Annotated in this window: 13 protein-coding genes; 9 read left to right on the top strand and 4 right to left on the bottom strand. The window is 64.1% G+C overall.

Annotation, left to right across the window (positions count from 1 at the left end):
• Positions 1 to 64 precede the first annotated feature (64 nt).
• Positions 65 to 682: a TetR/AcrR family transcriptional regulator gene (locus tag CH251_RS26435; RefSeq protein WP_094615695.1), complete on the bottom strand. Its 618-nt coding sequence runs from the start codon at positions 680 to 682 to the stop codon at positions 65 to 67.
• 152 nt (positions 683 to 834) lie between these two features.
• Between CH251_RS26435 and CH251_RS26430 the strand changes: the two genes are divergently transcribed.
• From CH251_RS26430 to CH251_RS26415, 4 genes are read left to right on the top strand one after another with little or no spacing between them, the layout of a single operon-like run.
• Positions 835 to 2,451 (top strand): class I adenylate-forming enzyme family protein, encoded by a 1,617-nt coding sequence (locus CH251_RS26430; protein WP_094615694.1) that lies wholly within the window; start codon positions 835 to 837, stop codon positions 2,449 to 2,451.
• Complete coding sequence (locus CH251_RS26425) at positions 2,448 to 3,740, top strand: MFS transporter (protein WP_094615693.1); 1,293 nt, start codon at positions 2,448 to 2,450, stop codon at positions 3,738 to 3,740. The genes CH251_RS26430 and CH251_RS26425 overlap by 4 nt, the downstream gene beginning before the upstream one ends.
• Before the next feature lie 54 nt (positions 3,741 to 3,794).
• Positions 3,795 to 4,589, top strand: a complete 795-nt coding sequence (locus tag CH251_RS26420) for a MerR family transcriptional regulator (protein WP_094615692.1) — start codon at positions 3,795 to 3,797, stop codon at positions 4,587 to 4,589.
• On the top strand, positions 4,586 to 4,975 hold the full coding sequence (locus CH251_RS26415; RefSeq protein ID WP_094615691.1) for a glyoxalase/bleomycin resistance/extradiol dioxygenase family protein: 390 nt from the start codon (positions 4,586 to 4,588) through the stop codon (positions 4,973 to 4,975). Before CH251_RS26420 ends, CH251_RS26415 begins: the two co-directional genes overlap by 4 nt.
• Positions 4,976 to 4,977: 2 nt before the next feature.
• On the opposite strand, the gene CH251_RS26410 is transcribed toward CH251_RS26415, so the two are convergent.
• The gene (locus tag CH251_RS26410) at positions 4,978 to 5,904 is read right to left on the bottom strand and encodes an SGNH/GDSL hydrolase family protein (RefSeq protein WP_256979321.1); all 927 of its coding nucleotides are present in this window, start codon (positions 5,902 to 5,904) and stop codon (positions 4,978 to 4,980) included.
• Between CH251_RS26410 and CH251_RS26405 the strand changes: the two genes are divergently transcribed.
• Both CH251_RS26405 and CH251_RS26400 read left to right on the top strand, forming a co-directional pair.
• Entirely contained in the window at positions 5,903 to 6,238 is a 336-nt protein-coding gene (locus CH251_RS26405) for a DUF2834 domain-containing protein (protein WP_094615690.1), read from the top strand. The genes CH251_RS26410 and CH251_RS26405 overlap by 2 nt on opposite strands.
• 103 nt (positions 6,239 to 6,341) lie before the next feature.
• Positions 6,342 to 7,166 carry a dienelactone hydrolase family protein gene (locus CH251_RS26400; RefSeq protein ID WP_094615689.1) on the top strand — a complete coding sequence of 275 codons (825 nt, stop codon included), beginning with the start codon at positions 6,342 to 6,344 and terminating at the stop codon, positions 7,164 to 7,166.
• Between the two features lie 58 nt (positions 7,167 to 7,224).
• On the opposite strand, the gene CH251_RS26395 is transcribed toward CH251_RS26400, so the two are convergent.
• Entirely contained in the window at positions 7,225 to 7,590 is a 366-nt protein-coding gene (locus CH251_RS26395; RefSeq protein ID WP_094615688.1) for a DUF1330 domain-containing protein, read from the bottom strand.
• 238 nt (positions 7,591 to 7,828) lie between these two features.
• On the opposite strand from CH251_RS26395, the gene CH251_RS26390 reads away from it, so the two are divergent.
• Entirely contained in the window at positions 7,829 to 8,728 is a 900-nt protein-coding gene (locus CH251_RS26390; protein ID WP_094615802.1) for a 3-hydroxyacyl-CoA dehydrogenase, read from the top strand.
• A gap of 110 nt (positions 8,729 to 8,838) precedes the next feature.
• On the opposite strand, the gene CH251_RS26385 is transcribed toward CH251_RS26390, so the two are convergent.
• Complete coding sequence (locus CH251_RS26385; protein ID WP_094615687.1) at positions 8,839 to 10,041, bottom strand: helix-turn-helix domain-containing protein; 1,203 nt, start codon at positions 10,039 to 10,041, stop codon at positions 8,839 to 8,841.
• A 130-nt stretch (positions 10,042 to 10,171) separates the two neighbouring features.
• Between CH251_RS26385 and CH251_RS26380 the strand changes: the two genes are divergently transcribed.
• Positions 10,172 to 11,836 (top strand): FAD-binding dehydrogenase, encoded by a 1,665-nt coding sequence (locus CH251_RS26380; RefSeq protein ID WP_094615686.1) that lies wholly within the window; start codon positions 10,172 to 10,174, stop codon positions 11,834 to 11,836.
• A gap of 2 nt (positions 11,837 to 11,838) precedes the next feature.
• Complete coding sequence (locus CH251_RS26375; RefSeq protein ID WP_094615801.1) at positions 11,839 to 12,768, top strand: MBL fold metallo-hydrolase; 930 nt, start codon at positions 11,839 to 11,841, stop codon at positions 12,766 to 12,768.
• Positions 12,769 to 12,774 lie beyond the last annotated feature (6 nt).

The raw sequence follows: 12,774 nt of genomic DNA, 5'->3' as shown, positions 1-12,774 counted from the left end.
AACACTCGCTCGGTCACTGGAAGATTGGCACAATCATTCGGTCGGGTCAAGGATTCCCGGGCGGCTACCCCTGCCCGCCGGTCGCCGCACCGACCGTACGACGGGCGATGTCGAGATAGACCGCCACCAGCTCGCTAGGCGACAACGGCCCGTTCGGTCGATACCACGTTGCCACACCGACACACATCGTCGTCACGGCTCGACTGGCGTCCCTCGGGTGCGGAGTGTCGAACAGGCCTGCATCGACACCGGCCGCGACGATCGCGTCGAGCAGTCGTTGTTCCTCGTCGCGTTTGGCGATGTAGGCGGAGCGGTTTCCGGGATCCAGGCTGCGGATTTCCGTCGAGCACACGAATGCGGCGTCGCGCCTGTGAATGTGGAACAGCAGTAGCGATTCGACGACGGCGTCGAAACGGTCACTCGGCGACGCACCGGCACCGGCCTCGGCCGATCGAGTTCGTTCCAACAGCTCGTCCATCGCCGCGTCCATGATGCCCACCAGAAGAGCCTGCTTCGACGGAAAGTGGTGGTAGAGCCCGGGAACCGACAACCCGGCTTCCGCTGCGATCTGCCGCACCGATGTTCCGTGGTAGCCCTGTTCCACGAACGTCTTCAACGCCGACGACAAGGCAGGGGAGAGGTTCGAGCCCTCGTACGTTCGCCAGGTGGAGGTCGCGGTCATGCGCCCACCGTAGATGGCCGGGCGGCGGGTGTGGTCCCGGAAGCACCCGGTTGACACTTCTACTGTGATCCGTAACACTGGCATCTATCGACCGAGCGAGTGTTCGGTCGGTCGATCTCGGTCAGGCCAACGTTCGATCGAAAGAGTCCTCGATGCCCCTCACCATCCTCGATGCCTGGCGCGCCCGGGTGTTTCGGTCGCCCGACCGACCTGCGTTGGCGTACTTCGATGCCGTTCTCACCGCCCGCGAGGTCGACGAGGCCTCCGATGCTCTCGCTGCCGCGTTCGCGGACCGCGGTGTGAACCCCGGCGACCGCGTCGGCATCTACCTGCAGAACGTTCCGCACTACGCACTGACGTTCTTGGCGCTGTGGAAGATCGGTGCCGTAGCTCTGATCCTGAATCCGATGTACCGCAACCGAGAACTGCGACACCTGCTCGACGACGCGGAGCCCGTCGCCCTCGTGTGCGACGAGTCGGATCTCGGTGAGCTCGAAATATCGTTGCAGGGCAGTACGATTCGGTTCTTCGTGAGCACCAGCGGACTGGATCTGCAGACTCGCAACGATCCGCGTGTGTTCGCCGCGACGACGCGTGTCACGCCCACACCCGAGAACGACATGCTCGGCCTCGTCGAGGCATACCGCGGTCGAGTGCTGGACGAATTTGCACCGCAGCCGGACGATCTTGCGCTGTTGGCCTACACCTCCGGAACCACGGGGCCGCCCAAGGGGGCTCGGATATCGCACGCCAACGCGTTCGCGACGGCCTCGGACTTCGGTGAGCGTGCCGGTACCGAGGACGGCGACGTCGTCTTCGCCGTCGCACCGCTGTTTCACATCACCGGTGCCATGCTCGACGCTGCTGTGGCTCTGGTGCGCGATTGCGTGCTCGTGTTCGCTCACCGCTTCCACGCCGGCGTCACGTTGGACGCCTTCGTCGAGCATCGAGTCACGTACACCATCGGGTCCATCACCGTGTTCAACGCGATCTCCGAGAGCCCGGGCGCGGACCGCAGACATTTCGCCTCCGTCAAGGCGCTGTACTCCGGCGGCGCACCCATTCCGCCCGCCACCGTCTCCGCGTTCGAGGCCGAGTTCGGTTGCTACATCCACAATGCGTACGGAATGACCGAGACCACCGCAGGCGTGATCGCGGTACCGCCCGGACTCCGGGCACCGGTGGACGCGTCGAGTGGATCGCTCTCCGTCGGACTGCCGCTTCCCCGCGTGCAGTTGCGCACACTCGATCCCACCGGGGTACCCACCGAACCGGGGATTGCCGGCGAGTTGGAAGTGTCCGGGCCGCAGGTGGTCTCGGGCTACTGGCAGAACCCGGAGGCGTCGGCGTCGACGATGCCCGAAGGCCGCCTGCACACCGGGGACGTAGCGATCATCGACGAACAGGGCTGGGTCTATCTCGTCGACCGTCTCAAGGACCAGATCAACGTCTCCGGATACAAGGTCTGGCCCCGAGAGGTCGAGGACACCCTCTACGAACACCCGATGGTGTTCGAGGCAGCCGTGGTCGGTCGTCCCGACACCTATCAGGGGGAATCGGTGGTCGCCTACGTGTCGGTCCGCAGTGGTTCGGCCGTGACCACGGACGAGCTGATGGCTTTCGCGCGTGATCGGCTCGCTGCCTACAAACGTCCGAAAGAAATACACGTCATCGACGAGCTGCCCAAGACGCAGACCGGGAAGATTCGTCGCGCAGCCCTCAAACCTGTTTCAGCACAGACTCACTCGAGTGAAAGTGGCACCCCATGACCGTTGGATCACCCCGCGACACCCGCTCGGCACCGGACATCTCCTCGCGGAAGAAGTCGTTGTTCGCCAGCACGATCGGCAACGTACTCGAATGGTACGAGTGGAGCGCCTACGCGGTGTTCGCACCGTTCATCGCCGCGGCGATGTTCAGCCAGAGCGATCCGGTCTCGGCCCTGCTGTCCACGTTGGCGGTGTTCGCCGTCGGATTCCTGATGCGGCCGCTCGGCGGCATCGTGTTCGGCCGGATCGCAGACAAGAAGGGGCGCAAGTTCGTTCTCGTCACCACCATGCTGATGATGGCAGCCGGAAGCCTGCTGATCGGCATCATGCCCACCTACGGTGCGATCGGGGCCTGGGCATCGGTACTGCTGCTGCTCGCCCGCGTCATGCAGGGTTTCGCGCACGGCGGCGAGTCGGCGACGGCCTACTCCTACGTCGGCGAGATCGCGCCACCGAACCGTCGAGGCATGTGGGGAAGCGTCGCGTTCGTCGCGATCTTCGGTGGCTCGGCACTGGCATACACGGTCGGTGGGGTCATCACCTCGACGCTGTCCGAATCTGCTGTCGGCCAATGGGGTTGGCGCATACCGTTCCTGCTGGGTGCACTCCTCGCGCTGTTCGCTCTGTACCTCCGCAAGAACATGGACGAGAGCGACGTCTTCGATTCGGAGCAGAACAAGGTCGAACAGGCACCGATCGCACGCAAGACGGTTGTGAAGGCAATCGTGTTGATGATCGGGATGACGTCGGGAATCACAGCGGCGCACTACACCTGGACCTCGTACGTGTCGACGTTCGCCATCACACAGCGTGGGATGAACCCCGACACCGCGTACTGGATGCTGGTCATCGCTCAGTTGATCGCGTTGGTGTCGCTGCCGTTCTTCGGTCGTCTCTCGGATTCGATCGGTCGTCGGCCGATGCTGGCCGCCTTCGCCGTGTTGATGTTCGTTCTGCAGATCCCACTGACGATGATGATCTCGACGCAGTGGTGGACACTACTGCTCCCGTCGACGGTTGCGCTGCTCGTCATCGCCGTCCCTGCCTCGATTCTGTCGTCGACACTGTCGGAGAGCTTCCCCACGCGACTCCGCACGCAGGCAATCGGATTCGCGTACTCGTTCTCGGTGGCGGTGTTCGGCGGAACTGCGCCGTATCTCAACCAGCTGTTCCTCGGGTTGGATCTGGGCTGGGTCTTCGGCGTGTACATCATGTTCCTGGCCGCGATGACCGGTGTCGCGTGCTTCTACATGAAGGAAACCAAGGGAATTCGACTCGAGGACGTGTGATCCGGATCGGCGGAGTTTGCTCCTGACGTGGCGTGAGGTTCTACCGTTGCCCGTATGAACAGCAGCGATTCCACCACGTTGGGCATCGGTGACGTTGCCCGTCGAACCGGCCTCACCGAGCGCACGTTGCGCTACTACGAGGAGTTGGGTCTGCTGGCTCCGGACCGAGACGGAGGGGGCAGGCGTCGGTACGACGGGGGAGATCTCGATCGGTTGTACCGAATTCGGCTGCTCCGCGAATTGGGCACTCCGCTTGCCGATGTCGATCCGGAAGCGATGGATCTCCAGCACCTGACTCGGCAGCATCTGGCCGACCTGGACCACCGGATGGCAGAGCTCGCCCGGGTGCGAGAACGGGTTCGGGCAGTCGAGGACAGGCTCCTGCAGGGTTCTCGTCCGAACGACGACGCGCTGCTGGACCTGCTGTCGGGCCTGTCGACCGACGAGCCCGCGTTGACCAGACGCACCACGTTGCTGGTCTATCGCGACATCGCAGCAGCCCACTCCTTCCTCGTCGACGTTTTCGGACTGGCACCAGGCCCGATCGAGTACGACGGAGAGAGGGCGGTGCACGGAGAGGTTCATGCGGGGGACGGCGTGGTCTGGCTACACCGCGAGGCCCCTGAGCACCGGATGGTGTCGCCGTTGACAACCGGTGCCGTCACCGCATCGCTTGCGATCCTCGTCGACGACGTCGATGCCCACCACGCTCGTGTGGCGGCAAGCGGGGCACCGATCGACTACACGCCCACAGATATGCCCTACGGCGTCCGTGAGTACAGCGTGCGTGACCCCGAGGGGCATCTGTGGTCGTTCCAGACTGCACTCGCCGAAACGGTGGGGCCGTGAACGCGCTGACTCCCTACCTCTGCGTTGCAGACTGCCGCGCGGCGATCGATTGGTACGTCGCTGTGTTGGGTGCCGAGATCACGTTCGAGCCGATCGTCATGGACGACGGGCGAATCGGTCACTGCGAGTTGGCTATCGGTGACGGTCGGTGGATGATCTCCGACGAATTCGACTCTGCCGGCGTTGCGGCACCGGATGCGAATCGGGGCGCTGCGGTGTCGCTGCACCTCGTCGTCGACGACGTCGATGGACTGGCAGAGCGCGTGTCGGCTGCGGGAACTGCTATGGCGCGTGGTCCCGAGGACAGCCCACCCGCAGGCCGGGTCGCAGTTTTCGTCGACCCGTTCGGGCACCGATGGTTTCTGAATCAGCCGATCGACGACTGAGTTCAGGCCGTCAGGGCCTCGGTCACTGCTGCTGCAATCGCAGCTTCTCCCAGAGCATTGGGGTGCAGCGGCACGAACTGGTCTGCGAACAGGAGCGGTTCCACCCATCGCACCCCGACGGGTTGGCAGGCGTCGTGCCCCTCCGACACCACGGACATGTCGACGAATGTCGTGTCGGTATCGGCCGCCGCCTGCCGGACCGCCTCGTTCAGAGTGGCCTGAAGGTTGCGCAGATAGGGCACATCTCCCAGCGCCACGGGAACCAGCGGTTCGCAGGTGCTTGCGGCCGGAATGAGCCACGGGTAGCCCACGATGATCACCTTCGCGTCCGGGGCGCGAGTGTGAATGTCGCGCAGCGCCTGTCGGATCGACGGCAACGTGATGTCGACGATCTTGTCCTCGAAGGTGCTTCCGTTCTGCTGCTCGCACGGGTTCGTCGCATCGGGATGGTTTGCCAGCGCGCTGACGCACGCGGCAATCGCACCCGAGAAGACGCCGTTGTCGTTTCCCCCGATCATCACGGTCACCACGTCGGTGGACGGCGACAACGCATCGAATTGCGCTCGCGCGCCCTCGAACTGAGGGCTGTAGAAGTCATCGGTGGCTGCACCACCGCAGCTCACGTCGGTCAGGTCGTGATCCTGCGTTCGCGCCACGATGTGGGCGAAGTTCTGCTCGGACTGCAGACACCGAAGCGGCGTCCCCGGTGCCAGCGGTAGTACTCCGGTTCCTGCGCTGAAGCTGTCGCCGAGGTTGACGTGCTCGAACGACGACGCGGCCGCAGGGGAGGGCGTCGCCAACGCGGCCACGACGGCTGCGACAACTCCGAGCGCGAACCGTCTCGTTTTGTTTCGCACCACGAACCCCCTGCCGCCGGATACCGGAACAGATGGTATCGCCGCACGGATCTGCTCTAGGTTCAGTGCCATGAAGACTGAAGATGCCACCCGCCGACGCTTACTGCTCCTGCTGACCGTCATCGGCTTCGTCGTCCCCAACGCCTTCGTGGTGACGTACTTCAAGGAGCACGGTGTCAGTCGCGAGAGCGCAACCGCCTTCTTTGCCGAGTGGGTCGCCTCGACGCCGAATCGTGCGCTGACCGCCGATCTCGGCATCACCAGTGTCGCGTTCGGACTCTGGTCCCTGTGGGATTCGAGGGACAACGGCGTCAGGCATTGGTGGCTGGTGCCCGTCGGTACCGGTTCGGTCGGAATCTGCTTCGCGGCGCCGCTGTACCTTCTGCTGCGCGAGTACTCCCGGTAGGAGATGGCACTGCGGTGTTCTCGCTGTAGTCGGTCCGATGATCTAGCTTTGACGGCATGCGTCGGCTCGGCGCGGTGGATCCCTGGCAGAAGGACGCACTCTCATGACCGATGACACGTTGGCCGACTTCGAGCGAACCGAGTTCACCGCCGACGGGCGGACAGCGCCGGTGTATCGCATCGGAACCGGGCCTGCCGTGATCGTCATGTCGGAAATGCCCGGCATCACTCCGAGGGTCGCGGACTTCGCGAGAACCGTCGCCGGAATCGGTTGTACGGCCGTTGTTCCGCATCTGTTCGGAGTCGACGGCAAGGATCCGCTGGCCGCGCCACTGGGTGCGCTCGGCACCGTTGCCACCATGTCCCGCGCCATGGTTCCGGCGTGTATCAGTCGCGAGTTCACCATCCTGGCCACCGGCAAATCGTCGCGCATCGTGGTGTGGTTGCGCGCCCTGGCAGCGCAGGAGCACGAGCGCTGCGGCGGACCGGGCGTCGGTGCCATCGGAATGTGTTTCACCGGCGGATTCGCCCTCGCCATGGCGGCGGACGACCGACTGATCGCACCGGTGCTCTCGCAGCCCTCACTTCCGTTCGCGGCATCGAAGTCTCGCGGTAGATCCATCGACATCACCCCTGGCGACCTCGACAAGGTGAAGAGTCGTTGTGCAGCAGGGGAGCTCACGGTACTGGGGATGCGTTTCGAAGGCGACAAGATGTGCCCGCCCGCGCGATTCCAATGGCTGCGCGAGCAGCTCGGCGACGCATTCGTGTCGGTCGAACTGCCCGACTCCGCCTTCAACCCGGAAGCATTCGGACCCCCGCATTCGGTCGTGACCGAAGGACTGATCGACGAGCCGGGGGAGCCGACCCGGCAGGCGTTGGATCAGGTGCTCGACCTGTTCCGTAGTCGGTTGCTCCCGACAGATTGAGTAGATCGCTGTCTCGCCCCCGCTGAGTACCGAGCAACTCGGTCAGCGAGCACCGGATTCACGACCACGGAACGGTGGCCTGTAGAACCGCCTCTTTCAACGCGCCGGTCCGCAGTGCCGTCACCGCCTGGTAATCGGGATCGGCCACCATGTCGCTGAACGCCTTGCGCGAGGGGTACTGCACCAGCAGAACCGCATCCCAGGCCTGACCGTCGTCGGCTACCAATGCCGTCGAGCCGTCGCCCGCATACAGCACTGTCCCGCCGTAGCGCGGGAGGAACGTCTCGTTCAGTGCTTTCGCATACTCTGCGTACGAATCGCGGCCACCGTCGGTGAACCGCAGCAGGTTGAGCATCACCACAGGCCCACCGGGGTCTTCTTCCAGATAGCGCTCGAGGTCTCTTCCGCGGGGATCTACAGCCATCGATCGAGTATGCGTCAGCCGACGATCCGATGGAGCGGTAACGCTGCGACGCGGCAACGCGGGGTCCGGGGACAGACCGCGCTCGATCTCCTTCGCCGCGTGACAGCTCCTCGGGGAGACTCGACCGCTCGTTCAGTGAGTCGATCCGGTGTTGGCCCCCAGACGGTGGTTCTATGGTCAGCGGTAGAACTTGCAGAGCGGGAAACCAGTGACTCGATAAATGGGAAGTGTGTCGTCCATGACTGATGTTGAGAAAGTGACCGTATTCGGAACCGGCGTGCTCGGTTCACAGATCATGATGCAGGCTGCGTACCACGGAAAAACCATTGTGGGATACGACATTTCAGACGACTTATTGGCCAAACTACCGGATCGCTGGGAATGGATGCGCGGATACTACAAGCGTGACCTGAAGACCTTCGACGAGGCGCGGTTCGACGAGGCCATCGAATCCATCACGACCACCACCAGCGTCGCGGAAGCCGTTTCGGACGCCGACCTGGTGATCGAAGCGGTTCCGGAGGACCTCGAGTTGAAGAAGAAGGTCTGGTCGGATATCGGCGCGTCCGCCCCGCCGAAAACTATCTTCGTGACCAACTCCTCGTCGCTGCTGCCCAGCAGTTTTGCGGAGGCTACCGGGCGGCCGGAAAAATTTCTTGCATTGCACTTCGCCAATCTCGTGTGGCGGTACAACACAGGTGAGGTGATGGGTACTGCTGCAACAGATCCCGTTCACTTCGATACCGTATTGAACTTCGCTTCGGAGATCGGTCTCGTTCCCGTTCCGGTCCGAAAGGAAGTGCCGGGATACGTGTTGAACAGTCTGTTGATTCCGCTGCTGCAAGCAGGAGCCAACCTCTACGTCGGCGGGGTTGCCAATCCGGCCGACATCGACAACGTGTGGCGAATTGCCACTGGGGCTCCCGCCGGTCCGTTCCAGATATACGACACGGTCGGCTTCAACGTCGCAGCACACATCGCGCGCGCAAGCGGTGGCGAGGATCAAGTGAAATTCGCCGACATGCTGCAAAAGGGCATCGACGCGGGAAAGACAGGCCTCGGGGACGGAGAGGGCTTCTATACGTACGATTCCGACGGCCGGCGACTCGACGCTGTCGAGTCGTGGAACATCAACTGAAAGCGCTCGATCACTGTCTCGTTCCGATGGAAGAGACTGCCGTCGAGGTATGGCCGGACAGCTTCCTGTCGTAGCCCGTCGCGCACCGCAGCGATGACCGCCGAGCCGAATCAACCGAGTTGCCGCAGTTGAATCGCGGTGTCGAGCGCCAGCCGATGCCACGCCGATCGCGGATCTCGGCCGGTCAGTTCCTGGGCTCGGCGCAGTCGATAACGCAGCGTTTGCGGATGCACATGTAACTGTGTCGCTGCGGCCGTGGCGGTGCCGGTGGCGATGAAGGCCGAAAGGCCCTCGAGGATATGCGCATTCGCGGCTTCGGTGAGCGAGCCGAGTACGGTGCGCACCACCTCGCTCGTGTCCGCGGTGGGGCGAGCGGTCAACAGCGCCAGCAGCTGCCCGTCACCGGTGTCGAGCACGGCGCGGTCGTCGAACGCGTGATCCGGTGCTGTGTCCAGAGCCTCCGAAGCGAGCCGCCACGCGCTGCCGACACCGGCGATGGTCGATCGGCTTACCATGCACCCGCGCAGCATCATCTCGTTGCAGGCGGCCTCGACCTCGGTGCGCTCGATGGCATTGGGCAACAGAAGGATCGCGCGCTGCTCGCGTCGGGTGCACAGATGACTCCGCGTCGTCGACGGCGTGGTGCGGTCGGGCGGCGCGAGTCCCAACGCGAGAACGAGAGATTCGACGGTGTCGTCGGTCAGTGATCTGCCCGCGCTTGCCGACTCCACCACCAGCAGGTTCGGGTGACTTGGCAGTTCCAGGTCGAGTTCGCGGGCGCGATCGGCCACTGCTCCGGGCGAATTTTGTCTGCCCGCCAGCAGGTCGTCGAGCAGGAGGGCGTGAGCCTGCGACCGATTGGATGTGAGTTGTTCGCGCGCAACGATGTACGCGCCGATGATCTCCTCGGATATCGCGTCGATGGCGTCGAGCACGCCCAGGCTGAGCTCGGCGATGTCCGATGGGTCGAGCGCATCGAGGTACTCGGTTGCCACGTGCCGAACGAACACGCTCGACGCAACTCGGTACGCTCTCAGCACGTCGGCCAACGGCCGGCCGTCGGCGGCGCGGGCCGCGCCGATCGCGCGAAATCGACTGTGATCACGTCCGTCGAGAGCCGCATCGCCGCCCGCCCACAATGACATCAAGCGACGCAGCGACCAGTAGGCGATCGCCTCGACATCGGCCAACTGCGGACCGTGCAGGGTGCGATAGACCGGGATTGCATCCCGCACGGCCTGCACTGCCGACGCCACCACAGCGACCAATTCCGCTTCGATCTCGGCGACCACCGCGGCTCGGGCTGGGTACATCGCGGCATCGTCTCATATTTGTCACTGGCTGATAAAGCTGATCATCATCCATGCAGATTTTGCTTGAGTTACGGTGCTCACGACAGCACAGTCGAGGGAGACAGACGGGTCGAGCGGAAGAGTGGGGCCAATGGACGCAGACGTGATCGTGGTGGGTGCAGGCTTGGCCGGACTGGTGGCGACCGCCGAACTGGCCGACGCCGGAAAGCGGGTGCTCCTCCTCGACCAGGAGCCCGAGCAGAACCTGGGTGGTCAAGCGTTCTGGTCCCTGGGCGGTCTGTTCATGGTCGACACTCCGGAGCAACGACGCATGGGCATCAAGGATTCCGCGGAGCTTGCGTGGCAGGACTGGCTCGGCACCGCTACCTTCGACCGCGGCATCGACGATCCGGCCGGCGAGGACTACTGGGGACACCAGTGGGCGCGCGCTTACCTCGATTTCGCGGCGGGGGAGAAGCGCTCCTGGCTGCACGCGCAGGGCGTGCGGTGGGTACCCATCGTCGGGTGGGCCGAACGTGGTGGCTACCTCGCCGAGGGACACGGTAATTCGGTTCCGCGGTTCCATCTGACCTGGGGTACCGGGCCTGGGGTCGTCGCACCGTTCGAGCGACGCGTGCGTGAGGCCGCCGACAAGGGATTGGTGCGCTTCGGTTTTCGTCACCGTGTCGACGAGTTCATCGTCAGTGCAGGCACAGTCGAGGGAGTTCGCGGCGCAGTTCTCGAACCCAGTGCCGCGGAACGAGGTTCGGGTAGTACCCGCGTCGAGGTGGGCGAGTTCGAGCTGCATGCCGGAGCCGTTCTCGTCACCGCGGGCGGCATCGGAGCCAACCACGACATGGTGCGGGAGAACTGGCCGGCGCGGTTGGGGACGGCTCCGAAGTCCCTGATCTCGGGAGTCCCCGAACACGTCGACGGCCGCATGCTCGGCATCACCGAGAAAGTCGGTGGTCGCCTGGTCAACAAGGACCGCATGTGGCATTACACCGAGGGCATCAAGAACTGGAATCCGATCTGGAAGAACCACGGAATCAGAATCATTCCCGGTCCGTCGTCCATGTGGTTCGACGCGCGTGGACGACGGTTCCCGGTGCCGAATTTCCCCGGATTCGATACACTCGGAACGTTGAAAGCCATCCAGGACAGTGGATTCGACTACTCCTGGTTCGTTCTGACCCAGAAGATCATCGAGAAGGAATTCGCGCTCTCGGGATCGGAGCAGAATCCGGACATCACCGGAAAGAACCTCAAGCTCGTCCTCGGCCGAGTGTTGCCCGGTGCCAGCGAACCGGTCGAGGCGTTCAAGAAGAACGGCGAGGACTTCGTCGTCGCGGACACGCTCGCCGAACTCGTCCAAGGCATGAACAGGATCTCCGGCGAAAATCTGATCGAGCTCGCCGATCTGAAGCGGCAGATCGAGGCCCGCGATCGTGAGGTCGACAACCCGTTCACCAAGGACCTGCAGATCTCCGCAATCCACAATTCGCGTCGTTCGCGCGGAGAGCGCATCGCGCGTACCGCCTCACCGCACAAGATCCTCGATCCCAAGTCGGGTCCGTTGATCGCTGTGCGGTTGAACATCATCACGCGGAAAACGTTGGGCGGCATTCAAACCGACCTGCAAGGACGCGTCCTGGACGGCGACGGACACGCGATCGACGGCCTGTGGGCGGCAGGTGAGATCGCCGGTTTCGGCGGCGGCGGTGTACACGGATATCGCTCACTGGAGGGAACGTTCCTGGGCGGGTGCATCTTCGGTGGCCGGCAGGCCGGGCGCGCGCTTGCCGCGCAGGCGTGACGGTGGCCCTCAGAATCGGTCGTCCCGCGCTGCCGGGTCCGGCGGAGATCGCCACCACTGCGTCGGCGTCTCCCGGGTCACCGGTGACAGTGTCGTTTCTCGGTGTCAGCACCGTGCTCTTCGACGACGGCCGATCGGCGATCCTCACCGACGGCTTCTTCTCGCGACCGTCGCTTCCGAAAACCCTTGTGCTGCCGCTTCATTCCGATACGCGGCGCATCGATGCGGCCCTGCGCCGAGCAGGGATCACCACGCTCGACGCGGTGCTGTGTGCCCACTCCCACTACGATCACGCACTCGACTCTGCGGCGGTTGCGCTGCGTACCGGCGCAATTCTGGTCGGCGGTTCCTCGACCGGTTTCATCGGGCAGGGCTCGGACCTCCCGGACGACCGGATCGTCGTGGTCGAGAACGGTGAGACGACGGCGCAGGGTAACTTCGCCGTCACGTTCGTCGAGTCGGTTCACTCGTATCCGGACCGAGCGCACGGAACGATCGAGCGGCCACTGACCCAGCCCGCTCGGGTGCGTGAGTACCGGTGCGGTGAGGCATGGTCGATGCACATCGAACACGTTCCGAGCGGCCGGACCGCGCTGGTGCACAGCAGCGCCGGTTTTCGGTCCGGCATGCTCGACGGTCGCCATGCCGACGTGGTCTACCTGTCGATAGGACAACTCGGCCGCCGACCGCGCGCGTTCATCGAGCAGTACTGGCAGGAGACGGTCGTGGCGGTCGGTGCACGACGCGTGGTACTGACGCACTGGGACAACTTCTTTCGGTCCCTGGACGAACCACTGCAGGCGCTCGCGTACGCCTTCGACGACATGTCTGCCTCCGTCTGTGTGCTGAACGCCTGTGCGCGGAGAGACGACATCGACCTCGAATTGCCGACCCTGTGGCGACGTGGCGACCCATGGGCCGACCGAGGCTGACGTACG

This window comes from Rhodococcus sp. 06-462-5 (assembly GCF_002258315.1).
Taxonomy (GTDB): Bacteria; Actinomycetota; Actinomycetes; order Mycobacteriales; family Mycobacteriaceae; genus Rhodococcoides.
This window is presented reverse-complemented; position numbering and strand designations above follow the sequence as displayed.

Bases quoted from the DNA above. Each gene is read 5' to 3' on its own strand.
- CH251_RS26430 (WP_094615694.1), top strand. From the start codon at position 835: ATGCCCCTCACCATCCTCGATGCCTGGCGCGCCCGGGTGTTTCGGTCG.
- CH251_RS26390 (WP_094615802.1), top strand. From the start codon at position 7,829: ATGACTGATGTTGAGAAAGTGACCGTATTCGGAACCGGCGTGCTCGGT.
- CH251_RS26410 (WP_256979321.1), bottom strand. From the start codon at position 5,904: ATGGCACTGAACCTAGAGCAGATCCGTGCGGCGATACCATCTGTTCCG.
- CH251_RS26380 (WP_094615686.1), top strand. From the start codon at position 10,172: ATGGACGCAGACGTGATCGTGGTGGGTGCAGGCTTGGCCGGACTGGTG.
- CH251_RS26400 (WP_094615689.1), top strand. From the start codon at position 6,342: ATGACCGATGACACGTTGGCCGACTTCGAGCGAACCGAGTTCACCGCC.
- CH251_RS26435 (WP_094615695.1), bottom strand. From the start codon at position 682: ATGACCGCGACCTCCACCTGGCGAACGTACGAGGGCTCGAACCTCTCC.
- CH251_RS26385 (WP_094615687.1), bottom strand. From the start codon at position 10,041: ATGTACCCAGCCCGAGCCGCGGTGGTCGCCGAGATCGAAGCGGAATTG.
- CH251_RS26405 (WP_094615690.1), top strand. From the start codon at position 5,903: ATGAAGACTGAAGATGCCACCCGCCGACGCTTACTGCTCCTGCTGACC.
- CH251_RS26395 (WP_094615688.1), bottom strand. From the start codon at position 7,590: ATGGCTGTAGATCCCCGCGGAAGAGACCTCGAGCGCTATCTGGAAGAA.
- CH251_RS26420 (WP_094615692.1), top strand. From the start codon at position 3,795: ATGAACAGCAGCGATTCCACCACGTTGGGCATCGGTGACGTTGCCCGT.
- CH251_RS26425 (WP_094615693.1), top strand. From the start codon at position 2,448: ATGACCGTTGGATCACCCCGCGACACCCGCTCGGCACCGGACATCTCC.